Raw genomic sequence first — 12,086 nt, 5'->3', positions numbered from 1 at the left:
GTCCCCCTCGTGACCGCGGCCGGACGGTCGGCGTTCCCCCCGCGCCGATCAGTCTGCGGGACGGCGAACACCGGTTCGGCCCGCGTTGACGCCGCCCTGACGCCGGTCGCCGCGGCCTTGACGGAGGCTTGACGCGGCCCGCCGAGCCCCCGTAAGAGAGCCGCAAATACCCCACTCCACAAGGGCTTCAACGGCCTCCGGAGCCTTAGATTCCCCCGCATGCTTCCCCCCGCCCCCACGGCAGCCCCCGTCGCTGCCCCTTCTCCCGCGCCCCCGGCAGGGCCGCGCTCCGCACGACGCCGCCCCGCAGGGGTGTTCCAGCCGCGGCATCTGATCGCCGCCCTGCCGGAGGCCGTACGGAAACTGCACCCCCGCGCACTGCTGCGCACCCCCGTCCTGTTCGTCGTCGCCGTCGGCGCCGTGCTCACCACGCTCTCCGCGCTGCTGCACCCCGCCGTGTTCACCTGGGTCATCGGCGGCTGGCTGTGGCTGACCGTGATCTTCGCCAATCTCGCGGAGGCAGTCGCCGAGGGCCGCGGCAGGGCGCAGGCGGCCTCGCTGCGCAAGGCGCGCACGGACACGGTGGCGCTGCGCCTGCGCGACAACTGGCGGGTCGGCATCGACCTCGACCGCGCCTCGACGGAGGCCGTGTCCGCGGCCGAACTCCAGCCCTTCGACTTCGTCATCGTCGAGGCGGGCGAGGCGATCCCGGCCGACGGCGAGGTCGTCGAGGGGGTCGCCGCCGTCGACGAATCCGCCGTCACCGGCGAATCGGCCCCGGTCATCCGCGAGTCGGGCGGCGACCGCAGCGGCGTCACCGGCGGTACGACGGTGCTCTCCGACCGCATCGTCGTGCGGGTCACCTCCCGGCCCGGCAACTCCTTCATCGACCGCATGATCGCGCTGGTCGAGGGCGCGGCCCGGCAGAAGACGCCCAACGAGATAGCGCTCAACATCCTGCTCGCCGCGCTCACCGTCATCTTCATCCTCATCGTCGTCTCGCTCCAGCCGATGGCCTCCTACGCCGGGGCGCCCCAGTCCACAACGGTCCTGGTCGCCCTGCTCGTCACGCTCATCCCGACGACGATCGGCGCGCTCCTGTCGGCCATCGGCATCGCGGGCATGGACCGGCTCGTGCAGCGCAACGTCCTCGCGATGAGCGGCCGCGCGGTCGAGGCGGCGGGCGACGTCAACACCCTGCTGCTGGACAAGACGGGCACCATCACGCTCGGCAACCGCGAGGCGGCGGCCTTCGTGCCGCTGCCCGGCATCGACGAACTCGCCCTCGCCGACGCCGCGCAGCTCTCCTCGCTGGCCGACGAGACGCCCGAGGGCCGCTCCATCGTCGTCCTGGCGAAGAACGCGTACGGCCTGCGGGAGCCCGCGGACGGGGAGTTGAGCCACGCCCGGTTCGTGGAGTTCAGCGCGCAGACCCGGATGAGCGGCGTCGATCTGCGCTGGGACAACGGGGCGCTCTGCGCGATCCGCAAGGGCGCGGCCGCCCAGGTGATCGCCTGGGTGGAGATGTACGGCGGGCGCGTGCCGACCGAGGCGCGCCAGTACACCGACGCGATCGCGCAGGCGGGCGGCACCCCGCTGCTCGTCGCGGTGCACGACTGGGACGGGCCGCGGGTGCTCGGCGCCATCCAGCTCAAGGACGTCGTCAAGGACGGGATCAGGGAGCGCTTCGCCGAGCTGCGCCGCATGGGCATCCGCACGGTCATGATCACCGGCGACAATCCGCTGACCGCCCGCGCCATCGCCCAGGAGGCGGGCGTGGACGACTACTTGGCCGAGGCCACGCCCGAGGACAAGCTGCTGCTGATCAAGCAGGAGCAGGAGGGCGGCAAGCTGGTCGCGATGACGGGCGACGGCACGAACGACGCGCCCGCGCTCGCCCAGGCGGACGTGGGCGTGGCCATGAACACCGGCACCTCGGCCGCCAAGGAGGCCGGGAACATGGTGGACCTGGACTCCAACCCGACCAAGCTCATCGAGATCGTCGAGATCGGCAAGCAACTCCTCATCACCCGGGGCGCGTTGACGACCTTCTCGATCACGAACGACGTCGCGAAGTACTTCGCGATCATCCCGGCCATGTTCACCGGGGCCTATCCGGGCCTGGAGGCGCTGAACATCATGGGCCTGCACAGCCCGACCTCGGCGATCACCTCGGCGATCATCTTCAACGCGCTGATCATCATCGCCCTGATCCCGCTGGCCCTGCGCGGAGTCCGCTACGTCCCGGCCTCCGCGCACGACCTGCTGCGCCGCAACCTCGCCGTCTACGGCCTGGGCGGGCTCATCGCGCCGTTCGTCGGGATCAAGCTGATCGACCTGCTGATCTCGACGGTCCCCGGGCTCGCGTGACCCGGGGCCGCCCGGACCTCAGACGGTGAGCGCGTGCCCCGTCGTCGCGTCCACATGGGCCGGGACCTCGTCGTGGCGATCGCCCACGGTGGAGGTCCCGGTGGGCTCGAAGAGCAGGATCCGGGCGCCCTTGGGGGCGCACGGCCGGTGCTCGGTGCCGCGCGGGACCGTGAAGACGGAGCCCTGCGCGAGGGTCACGCGGCGCTCCCCCGCGACCTCGCGCAGATCGATGTGGAGTTCACCGCCGAGTACGAGGAAGAACTCGTCGGTGTCGTCGTGGACGTGCCAGACGTGCTCGCCCTCGACCTTCGCGACGCGTACGTCGTAGTCGTTGACCCGCGTGACGATGCGGGGGCTCCACAGGGCGTCGAAGGAGGCGAAGGCGTGGTCGAGGGAGAGGGGTTCGGTGCTCATGAGGCGATCCTCGCCCGTGCCGGGCATCGCCGGTGAGTGCTAGAAATCGCACATGCCACAAGGATCCTCTCAGCCGTCGCAGGACGGCCGTCCGCACCGCGTCGTCGTGATCGTCGACGAGAACTCCAACCCCTTCGAACTCGGCTGCGCCACCGAGGTGTTCGGCCTGCGCAGACCCGAACTCGGCCGTGACCTGTACGACTTCGCGCTCTGCTCGCCGCGGCCCGACACCCCGATGCGCGACGGGTTCTTCACGCTCACCGGGGTCCGCGGGCTCGACGCCGCCGACTCCGCGGACACCGTGATCGTGCCCAACCGGCCCGACACCGACGTGCCGCGGCGGCCCGCAGTCCTCGACACCATCCGCCGGGCGCACGCGCGCGGCGCCCGGCTCGTGGGGTTCTGCAGCGGCGCCTTCACCCTCGCCGAGGCCGGGGTGCTCGACGGGCGCAGGGCCACCGCGCACTGGCAGTGGGCCGACTCCTTCCGGGAGCGCTTTCCGGCCGTGCGGCTCGAACCGGACGTGCTCTTCGTCGACGACGGCGACATCCTCACCGCCGCGGGCAGTGCGGCCGCGCTCGACCTGGGACTTCACCTCGTGCGCAGGGACTTCGGCGCCGAGATCGCCAACTCCGTGAGCAGGCGGCTCGTCTTCGCCGCCCACCGGGACGGCGGCCAGCGGCAGTTCGTGGAACGCCCCGTTCCACAGGTGCGGGACGAGTCGCTCGCCCCGCTGCTCGACTGGGCGCAGGAGCGGCTCGGCGACCCGCTCACCGTGCCGGGACTCGCGGCCCGCGCCGGGGTCAGCCCCGCCACCCTGCACCGCCGCTTCCGCGCCCAGCTCGGCACCACCCCGCTGGCCTGGCTCACCGGCGAACGCGTGGCGCTCGCCTGCCGCCTCATCGAACGCGGCGAGCCGCGCCTCGACGTCGTCGCACGGCACAGCGGCCTCGGCACCGCCGCCAACCTGCGGGCCCGGCTGCGCCGCGAGACGGGGCTCAGCCCGACGGACTACCGGCGCAGGTTCGGGCCCGGCGGGCCGTCCGGCGCGGCTGGCCGGATCCCGGCTGCCGACCAGGGCCGGACTCCGTGAAGACTGGCACCTCCCCCTGAGCCGGGCGGCGGGCGCCGACGCCGGACACCCGACGCATCCGGGCGCCCCCACCACCGGGCAGAGCCACCGAGCAGAGGCGGAGCGCCATGCCGAACGGAGCGCAGATCCTGATCGACGGCCTCGTGGGTGCGGGTGTCCGCGTCTGCTTCGCCAATCCCGGGACCTCCGAGATGCACTTCGTGGCCGCGCTCGACGACGTGCCGCAACTGCGGCCCGTGCTGTGCCTCTTCGAAGGCGTGGCCACCGGCGCGGCCGACGGGTACGGGCGGATGACGGGACACCCCGCGTGCACCCTGCTCCACCTGGGCCCCGGGCTCGCGGGCGGCCTCGCCAACCTGCACAACGCGCGCCGCGCCGCCACCCCGCTCGTCAACGTCGTCGGCGACCACGCGCTGCGCCACAAGCGGCTCGACGCACCCCTGGAGTCCGACATCGAGGCGCTCGCCCGTACGGTCTCCGGCTGGACCCGGCGCACGTACCACGCCGCCGAACTGGCCGGTGATGTCGCGGACGCCGTCGCCGCGGCGGCCGGGCCGCCCGGTGGCATCGCCACACTGGTCGTGCCCGCCGACGTGTCCTGGACCCGGGCGGACGGGCCGACCGCGGCCGCGCGGCCCCCCGTGGCGCGCCGCGGCCTCGTGTCCGTGGACGCGGTGACCGGCGCCGCCGACGCGCTGCGCTCCGGCGGGCGCACGGCCCTGCTGCTCGGCGGGGAGGCCGCGCGCGGGGCCGGGCTCACCTCCGCGGCACGGGTCGCGGCGGCGACCGGCGCGAAGCTCCTCTGCGAGACCTTCCCGGCCCGCCTGGAGCGCGGCGCGGGCCGCCCCGTCGTCGAGCGCCTCGCCTACCTCGCGTCCGGCGCACAGCGCCAACTCGCGGGCGTACGCCACCTGGTGCTCGCCGGGGCCGCGTCGCCGGTCTCCTTCTTCGCCTACCCCGGGCAGGACAGCGCCCTCGTGCCCGAGGGGTGCGCCGTGCACACGCTCGCGGCGGGCGCCGAGGACGTGACCGCGGCGCTCGAAGGGCTCGCCGAAGTGGTGTCGCCCGGCGCCTCCCCGGTACGGGCGGAGGCCCTCCGCCCCGCGCTGCCCACCGGTGAACTCACCGCCGAGTCCGCCGCCGCCGTCATCGGGGCGCTGCTCCCCGAGGGCGCCGTCGTCGTCGACGAGGCGAACACCTCCGGCATCTGGCTGCCCGGCGCGACGGCCGGCTCACCGCCCCACGACGTACTGACGCTGACCGGCGGGGCGATGGGGCAGGGGCTTCCGCTCTCCGTGGGCGCGGCGGTCGCCTGCCCCGGGCGTCCCGTCCTCGCGCTCGTCGGCGACGGGGCCTCGATGTACACGCCGCAGGCCCTGTGGACCCAGGCGCGTGAGTCCCTCGACGTCACGACCGTCGTCTTCGACAACCGCTCGTACGCGATCCTCAACCTGGAGCTGCGCGCGGTGGGCGCGGCCCCGCGCGGGCCACGCGCCCACCCCCTGCTCGACCTCTCAGGACCCTCCCTCGACTTCGTCGCGCTGGCCCGGGGCATGGGCGTCCCCGCGGAACGGGCCGCCACCGCCGAGGAGTTCGGCGCGGCCCTGAAGCGGGGCCTGTCGGAGCCCGGGCCGTTCGTCATCGACTGCGTGGTGCCTGCGCTGGGGTGAGGGGGGCAGTCTCCCTCCGGAGTTCACCCGTCCCAGAGGCCCTCGTGCCGACGGTGCACCTCCGTGAGCCCACCGGTGAAGAACCTCTCGTAGTACTCCTCCTCCACGTGGTGGACCTGCAACCACACCCCAGGGACGTGGATCGCGTCCGTGTGCGCGGGGAAGCGCCGGTGGGTGTCGTGGATGTACGCGCAGATGTCGCGCGTGCAGTCGATGACACGGTCCTCGTACGCGCCCGCCTCGGCCAAGTACCGCTGGCCGTAGTCGTTCTTGTAGATGCGGGCGAAGACGTCCTTGTCGGAGTAGACCCCGCCGGGGCCGAACTTGTCGCGGACGACCGCGTCGACGGCGGCGCGCATCGTGCGGTGGGCGGGCGGGCAGGACGCGACGATCAGGGGCTCGCCGTCGGGGGACGTGAGGCCCACGGGGTGGGAGCGCACCGTCGCGTACTTGGGGAGGGGGACGTGCCAGCGCCACAGGTCGGGCAGGCGCCAGCGCGGGGTGACGAAGGAGAAGCCGAGCATCCTGCCGTAGGCGCGGGAGAACTTCGGGTCGCCCAGGGCGATCTGCGGGTTGACGGAGGCGTGGATCCAGGCGCCGAGCCCCATCGCCTCGGCGGTCAGCATCAGGTTCTGCAGGAGCAGGTCCGCCTCGATCTGGGTGCGCAGCGGGCCGAGCGCGCCGAGCGGGAGCTTCAGGTCGCCGTTGAGGAAGCCGTTGCGGATCCACTTCTTCACCCCGGCGGGGCGGTAGAAGTTGCGGTCGTCGACGAGGGTGGGGCGGACGTCGTCGGGCTGGGTGAGCAGATACATCAGGGCGTTGATGTACTGGTGGGAGAGGTCGACCACGGGGAACAGGACCGTCGTTCCCGGGAGGTTGGACAGGAAGCGGTTCGAGTCGAGGTAGGCCGGGAAGTCCCGCAGCCCCTCGGCGACGTCGAGCCGGTGGTCGAGGACGCGGACCTTCGCCTGCCGGGCCCGCTCGACCAGGCTCGTCGCGTCGAGGGGCGTGCCGGGGGCCGGGGGCAGCCTGCGCAGGAAGTACGTGCCCGAGTCGTTGATCAGGAAGAAGTGCGTGGCCTGCGCGTTGTCGGGGCTGCCCGCGGTGCGGCCCGCCATGGTCATGTTGGGCTTGGCCATGATGGGCGTGCCGTCGCGCGGGTCGTCGAAGGGGCGGTCGGGCATCGTCAGACCGGTGCAGCCGGTCAGCGCGATGAGGACCGCCTCCTCCAGCTCGGACAGGGGACGCGGCTCATGCGTCGAGCGGTGGCTCATCGAGCCCGCGGGGACGTCGGCGCCGCGGCTCACACGGTGGGTGCGGCGCCGCCAGACGGTCTCCAGGAGGGGCCTGGCGAACAGGTCGGCCAGGCCCGGATGGCCCGCGTGCCCTTCGGCGGGCACGTGCCCCTCAGCCGGCACGACCGGCGCCGCCGTTCACCGGCTGCACCTGGCGCCAGGGGGCGAACGCGCTCGCGCCGCGCGGCAGGAGCCCCGCGAGTTCCGGGGCGTGCCGCAGCAGGACGGACTTCATGCCGCCCTTCTGGACCCAGTCGATGCCGAGCGGGGTGTAGATCTCGGGGCGGAAGTCGACGGTGAGGAAGCGGTCGCTCTGCAGCCGCCGGGTGGCCATGAGGATGAAGATGCGGAAGGCCGTGTCGCTGAAGCCGAAGCCGTGCGGCGGGTTCTCGGCGAACAGGCCGACGACCGTGTCGATCTCGTCGACCGAGTGGTAGACGTCCTTGAGCCGTGCCACGGTCTCGGGGTCCTCGGTGAGGTCCTCGAAGCGCCGGATGCGCGGCTTGTGCAGGCCCGCGCGGAAGTCGTTGTAGCGGGGCACGCCGCGCCTGCGGGTGCGCACGAGGTCGACGACGGACAGGTCGATGATCTCGCCGTCGCGCTCGAACTGCTGCAGTGCGCGCGGGAAGTTGTGGAGCGTGATCGCGCCCGGGTGGGCGATGCCGAAGGAGTACAGGGTGTCGGCGAGGCCCGTCTTGCGGATGGCCGCCTCGGCGGCGCCGCCCTGGATGTCGTGGAAGCCGAGGGTCTCCAGGCGCTGCCCGAAGTGGTGCTCGCGCATCTCGAAGTCGTCGGGGATCAGCGGGTGCATGCGGTAGACGGTGACGAAGTCCTCGGTCAGGGAGTAGGGCACGCCGTGGTGGTCGGGGAGCGTCTTGGGGATGCCGGTCAGCGAGTGGGACTCCAGGAGCCACAGGCCGAGCTTGCTGAGCCAACTGTCGGGCGGGCCGTCCCAGTTGGTGTGCAGGCCGAGGTCGATGGCCTCGGTGGCGAGGATCGCGGGGGTCCACTCCACGGTGTGGATCTTGGCGATGAGGGCGGAGACGACGAGGCGCGCCGTGTGGTAGCGGCTCTCCGCGCTCATCGACGGGTAGGCGCGCCGCAGCGCGTCGCAGACCGCGTTGTGCTCGCGGGCGAAGAGGGTGTGCATGGCGCTCAGGCCGAGCCACCAGCTCTCGGCGAAGCCGGTCAGCGGGATGCCGTTCTGGCTGATGGGCAAGTGCCCGTCCTCCAGGCGGAGTTCGGCGCCGCCGTCGGGCTCGCGCAGATACCGCGCGGTCTGCTCGCTCTCGCCGTACACCTCGGAGCCGTCCCACCAGTGCGACGCGACGTTGGCGAAGAGGAGCGGCGGCTGCTCGCCGGGCAGCTCGATGCCCTCGTTCTCGGCGAAGCGCATCACACGCTCGGCGGGCCCGCCGGGCGTGTTGTGCCAGGTGCTGCCGGGCGGCAGCGGCACCTCGACGGCCTTGCCGCCCGGCTTGTGGCGGCGGTGGTTGACCCAGTCGTGGACCTGGAACTGGATCCAGGCGGCGGCAAGCACGTTCAGCGAGGTCGCGGGCAGGAACGTGTCGCGGTACAGGAGTTGGCGGCTGACGGTGACCGGGTTCGGGGTGTCGAAGAGGTCGGGCCGGTAGTCCGGCTTGAGGTTGCGTCCGAAGGGCGCGCCGACGGCACCCATCCGGGGCGCGGAGAGATCGTTGTACGTCCCGTCGTACGACCGCGCGGTGCGCAGGCTCTCGTCGAGGGGCGCGGGAACGGGGACGGCCTTCGGCGGCGCCTCGTGCGGGTCGGTGTCGATGAGGTTGAGGCGGCGCAGTGCCTTCCGCAGGAAGACGAGGTTGAGCAGGCTCGCCTCCAACGGCAGCTTGTACCACGGCACATAGCGGTTCAGGAGCCGGAACGCGGCGCCGACGGGCACGCCGAGCACCTTGTTGCGCAGCGGCTCCTCGGTGACGAAGCGCAGTCCGTTGCGGTGCGCGGCGCTCGCCTCGTACGCGGCCTTGCGGGCGCGGTTGAGGTTGCCGAGCGGGCGGAACGCGTCGGTGGTGAACCAGGGGTTGAAGCCGAGCGCCTCGACCCGGCCGCCCGCCGCGCGTGCCTCCGCGGTGTCGAGGTCCTGGCTGGGGACGGTGAGCGTGGCGACGGGCACCGGGGGCGCGACGGACTCGAGCCACTCCACGGAGCCGTCCTCGACGGGGGTGCGCTGCTCGTCGACGTACCGCTGGACGCACAGGTCGAAGGCGATGTCCTGGCGGGCGAGCCGGGTCTCCAGCTCGCGGCGCAGATACTGCGGGTCGCGGCCCTCGGTGTCCGTCCTCGTGGTGTTGTTGCCCGCGGGGCGCAGCAGATAGCGGACCGGTCCCGCCTCGCCCCACAGGATGGCGCTGCGGCTCCAGTACGTCTCCCCCGCCAGGCTGTCGACGGCGTGCCGGGTGGCGGCCTGGACGTTGCGGCGCATGCGGGTGGCGGCGGAGAGGCCGACGGCGAGCGGGAGTTTGACGAGCAGTCCGATCGCCTTGCCCAGGGGGCCCGTGGCGCCCGCCATGGCCTTGGCGAAGGCGACGAACTCACGGGCGTCACGGGCGTGCGACACCGGGTGGTTGGTGGCGAGCAGGTCGTGGCTCTCCTCGCCGGACACCGTCACGCGCACGGCGGCGCCGCGCAGATCGGGCGCGCCGTCGGCCTGCCGTATGCCGCTCGCATTGGACAGCCGTACGGTCGCCGGGTATGCGGCGCCCGGCTGTGCGAAGCCGTGCCGCAGGGCGTCGGGCAGGTCGTCGCGGAAGCGCAGCCGGCCGTTCTCGACGCCGAGTGCGGCCTTGGCGTGCAGGGTGCGTTCCAGGCCGCCCGCCCGTGCCGCGCGCCGGTTCTTCTCCTGGACCTTCATCAGCTCCTGGGCGAGCCGCTCGAAAAGCCGCCGTTCCGCCTCGGGGCTGCCGCCCATGTAGCGCTCGTAACTCTGCTGGTGCTGTCCGGTGTCGGCCATCGGGCGCCACTTCCTTCGCACGGCGTACGGGACTGCGTACGGGACAGGGGGCAGGCAGACGTTACTGGCGGTGACGGTCGGCCGCAGCGGCGGTTCCCGCCATGTGCGGGGGCGTTCCCGCACCTCGAACAGGCGGGCGGGCCAGGGCATTTGGGCCCGTGGGCGGGGTTTCGGAGCGGGCGGTGGCCGGTGGCGGGCGGCGCGTTCACACCCCGTGTGAATCCATGTTTCCCACCAGCCCCACGCGCACGGTCCACGCGATGGCCGGGTCGCGACGGGTGCACGCCGGGGGCGTGCGGCGTGGTGCACGCTGCGCCCGGCCTTCGGCAGGTCCGGGATGCGCCCGCGCCCCCGAACCCGGCCGTGCCGCCCGTCAGTCGATGAACGTGCCGTCGACGTACACCCAGGCGCCGTCGGTCCGCTCGAAGCGGCTGCGTTCGTGCAGTGCGTCCTTGCGGCCGCTGTCCGTGTAACTGGCCCGGAACGTGACCGTGCCCGTCGTGTGGAACGCCGTGCCCTCGGTGGTGTCCTCGATCTCCAGGCCGGTCCAGCGCATCGCCAGGTCGAACTCCACGCGGGGCGGCCGGGTGGCCGGGTGCCAGGTGCGCAGCAGGTACGCCTCGTCCCGGACCGCGAACGCGCTGTAGCGGGAGCGCATCAGCTGCTCGGGCGTGGCCGCGGCGGCCTCGCCCCGGTGCAGGACGCCGCAGCACTTCTCGTACGGCTCGGGGTGGCCGCAGGGGCAGCACGTCGGGCGTGCGGTGCGTGCGGTGCGGGAGGAGCGTCGGGACATGGGGTCCATTGTCGCCGACCGCGCGGTGGGCCCCCGCCTCAGGGGGCGAGGATGTCCAGCTCCTGCAGCGCCCCTTCGGCGATCTCGCGGGTCAGCGCCTCGGCGCGGGCCGCGTCGCCCTCGCGCACCGCCTCGGCGACCCGCACATGCAGGGTGACGGCGGGCGGGTCCGGGTCCTCGAACATCACCTGGTGGGCGGTACGTCCGGTCAGGACCTCGGCGACGACGTCGCCGAGCCGGGCGAACATCTCGTTGCCCGAGGCGTTGAGGATGACCCGGTGGAAGGCGACGTCGTGCTTCAGATAGCCCTCCAGCTGGTGGCCGCGCGAGTGGGCGACCATGCCGAGGGCGCACGCGGTGAGCTCGGCGCACTGCTCGGCGGTGGCGTGGCGCGCGGCGAGTCCCGCGGCGACGGGTTCGATCGCGGAGCGCAGCACCGTGAGGGAGCGCAGCTGGCGCGGCCGGTCGGCACCGGCGAGGCGCCACCGGATGACCTGCGGGTCGTAGACGTTCCACTGCTCGGTGGGCAGCACGGTCACGCCCACGCGGCGCCGGGACGCGACGAGATGCATGGACTCCAGGACGCGGACCGCCTCGCGCATCACGGAACGGGACACCTCGAAGCGCTGGGCCAGCTCGTCCGTGCGCAACACGCTGCCCGGCGGATACTCGCCCGCGGTGATGGCGGGCCCGAGGCTTTCCAGTACGCGGGAGTGCAGCCCTCGGGCCTGTGCGGTCATGACGGAAGCCTACGAGGAGAGGACCGGGAACAATAAGTCAGACTTTTATGTCACAGACTCTTGAATTCGTCAGACCTAATGGGTTTCAGTGACGTGAACGAACCGACCGATGTCGATGAAGACAGCGAGAGCACGATGCGGCACCAGCACACCACTCACGTCGTCGTAGTCATGGGCGTGGCAGGGACCGGCAAGACCACGATCGGCCCCCTGCTCGCGGACCGGCTCGGCGTCCCCTACGCCGAGGGCGACGACTTCCACCCGGCGGAGAACGTCCGGAAGATGTCCTCCGGCACGCCGCTCACCGATGACGACAGGTGGCCCTGGCTCGACGCCATCGGCACCTGGGCGCACGGGCGTGCGGGGCGCGGCGGGGTGGTCAGCAGTTCGGCGCTGAAGCGGAGCTACCGGGACCGGCTGCGGGCGGCTGCGCCGGGCGTCGTCTTCGTCCACCTCACCGGTGAGCGGGCCCTCATCGAGGAGCGGATGTCGCATCGGCAGGGGCACTTCATGCCTACGGCGCTCCTTGATTCCCAGTTCGCCACGTTGCAGGAGCTCGGGGCGGATGAGGCTGGGGTTTCCGTCGACGTCTCGGGGGCGCCCGAAGAGATCGCCGACCGGGCCGTCGAGGCGCTTCGCGGCCTCGAACTCCACTGAGCAGTAGTTCTCCAGTTCTCCGTCTGCGGGCCGGTCGTGGCCCGTCGCGCCCACGCGGCGAAGCCGCA

At 72.7% G+C, this 12,086-nt stretch carries 9 protein-coding genes; 4 read left to right on the top strand and 5 right to left on the bottom strand.

Features of this window, described 5'->3' with window-relative positions:
* The first annotated feature begins 219 nt into the window (after window positions 1-219).
* The gene (gene kdpB, locus ACFWZ2_RS16910) at window positions 220-2,370 is read left to right on the top strand and encodes a potassium-transporting ATPase subunit KdpB (RefSeq protein WP_384546257.1); all 2,151 of its coding nucleotides are present in this window, start codon (window positions 220-222) and stop codon (window positions 2,368-2,370) included.
* An 18-nt stretch (window positions 2,371-2,388) separates the two neighbouring features.
* Here kdpB and ACFWZ2_RS16905 read toward each other — a convergent pair whose 3' ends face one another.
* Window positions 2,389-2,784 (bottom strand): cupin domain-containing protein, encoded by a 396-nt coding sequence (locus tag ACFWZ2_RS16905; RefSeq protein ID WP_384546255.1) that lies wholly within the window; start codon window positions 2,782-2,784, stop codon window positions 2,389-2,391.
* Between the two features lie 52 nt (window positions 2,785-2,836).
* Between ACFWZ2_RS16905 and ACFWZ2_RS16900 the strand changes: the two genes are divergently transcribed.
* Window positions 2,837-3,877 carry a helix-turn-helix domain-containing protein gene (locus ACFWZ2_RS16900; RefSeq protein WP_384546253.1) on the top strand — a complete coding sequence of 347 codons (1,041 nt, stop codon included), beginning with the start codon at window positions 2,837-2,839 and terminating at the stop codon, window positions 3,875-3,877.
* Window positions 3,878-3,984: 107 nt separating this feature from the next.
* Entirely contained in the window at window positions 3,985-5,547 is a 1,563-nt protein-coding gene (locus ACFWZ2_RS16895; RefSeq protein WP_384546251.1) for an acetolactate synthase large subunit, read from the top strand.
* Between the two features lie 23 nt (window positions 5,548-5,570).
* On the opposite strand, the gene ACFWZ2_RS16890 is transcribed toward ACFWZ2_RS16895, so the two are convergent.
* The 4 genes from ACFWZ2_RS16890 to ACFWZ2_RS16875 form a co-directional block, all read right to left on the bottom strand.
* Window positions 5,571-6,947, bottom strand: a complete 1,377-nt coding sequence (locus ACFWZ2_RS16890) for a hypothetical protein (RefSeq protein WP_384546249.1) — start codon at window positions 6,945-6,947, stop codon at window positions 5,571-5,573.
* A gap of 7 nt (window positions 6,948-6,954) precedes the next feature.
* Window positions 6,955-9,828 carry a peroxidase family protein gene (locus tag ACFWZ2_RS16885; RefSeq protein ID WP_384546247.1) on the bottom strand — a complete coding sequence of 958 codons (2,874 nt, stop codon included), beginning with the start codon at window positions 9,826-9,828 and terminating at the stop codon, window positions 6,955-6,957.
* A gap of 373 nt (window positions 9,829-10,201) precedes the next feature.
* Entirely contained in the window at window positions 10,202-10,621 is a 420-nt protein-coding gene (locus tag ACFWZ2_RS16880) for a YchJ family protein (protein ID WP_384546245.1), read from the bottom strand.
* A gap of 38 nt (window positions 10,622-10,659) precedes the next feature.
* The gene (locus tag ACFWZ2_RS16875; protein ID WP_384546242.1) at window positions 10,660-11,361 is read right to left on the bottom strand and encodes a FadR/GntR family transcriptional regulator; all 702 of its coding nucleotides are present in this window, start codon (window positions 11,359-11,361) and stop codon (window positions 10,660-10,662) included.
* A gap of 135 nt (window positions 11,362-11,496) precedes the next feature.
* Here ACFWZ2_RS16875 and ACFWZ2_RS16870 point away from each other — a divergent pair, with 135 nt between their 5' ends.
* Complete coding sequence (locus ACFWZ2_RS16870) at window positions 11,497-12,018, top strand: gluconokinase (protein ID WP_384546270.1); 522 nt, start codon at window positions 11,497-11,499, stop codon at window positions 12,016-12,018.
* Window positions 12,019-12,086 lie beyond the last annotated feature (68 nt).

Origin of the sequence: Streptomyces sp. NPDC059002 (assembly GCF_042740435.1) — a bacterium.
In the GTDB taxonomy this organism is placed as follows: domain Bacteria; phylum Actinomycetota; class Actinomycetes; order Streptomycetales; family Streptomycetaceae; genus Streptomyces.
Note: the sequence above shows the minus strand (reverse complement) of the source record. Positions and strands in the feature narration are given on the sequence as shown.

What these genes read in the sequence shown, in the direction of transcription:
- ACFWZ2_RS16905 (WP_384546255.1), bottom strand. Translation starts at nt 2,784, where the DNA reads ATGAGCACCGAACCCCTCTCCCTCGACCACGCCTTCGCCTCCTTCGAC.
- ACFWZ2_RS16895 (WP_384546251.1), top strand. Translation starts at nt 3,985, where the DNA reads ATGCCGAACGGAGCGCAGATCCTGATCGACGGCCTCGTGGGTGCGGGT.
- ACFWZ2_RS16870 (WP_384546270.1), top strand. Translation starts at nt 11,497, where the DNA reads ATGCGGCACCAGCACACCACTCACGTCGTCGTAGTCATGGGCGTGGCA.
- ACFWZ2_RS16885 (WP_384546247.1), bottom strand. Translation starts at nt 9,828, where the DNA reads ATGGCCGACACCGGACAGCACCAGCAGAGTTACGAGCGCTACATGGGC.
- ACFWZ2_RS16880 (WP_384546245.1), bottom strand. Translation starts at nt 10,621, where the DNA reads ATGTCCCGACGCTCCTCCCGCACCGCACGCACCGCACGCCCGACGTGC.
- ACFWZ2_RS16900 (WP_384546253.1), top strand. Translation starts at nt 2,837, where the DNA reads ATGCCACAAGGATCCTCTCAGCCGTCGCAGGACGGCCGTCCGCACCGC.
- ACFWZ2_RS16875 (WP_384546242.1), bottom strand. Translation starts at nt 11,361, where the DNA reads ATGACCGCACAGGCCCGAGGGCTGCACTCCCGCGTACTGGAAAGCCTC.
- kdpB (WP_384546257.1), top strand. Translation starts at nt 220, where the DNA reads ATGCTTCCCCCCGCCCCCACGGCAGCCCCCGTCGCTGCCCCTTCTCCC.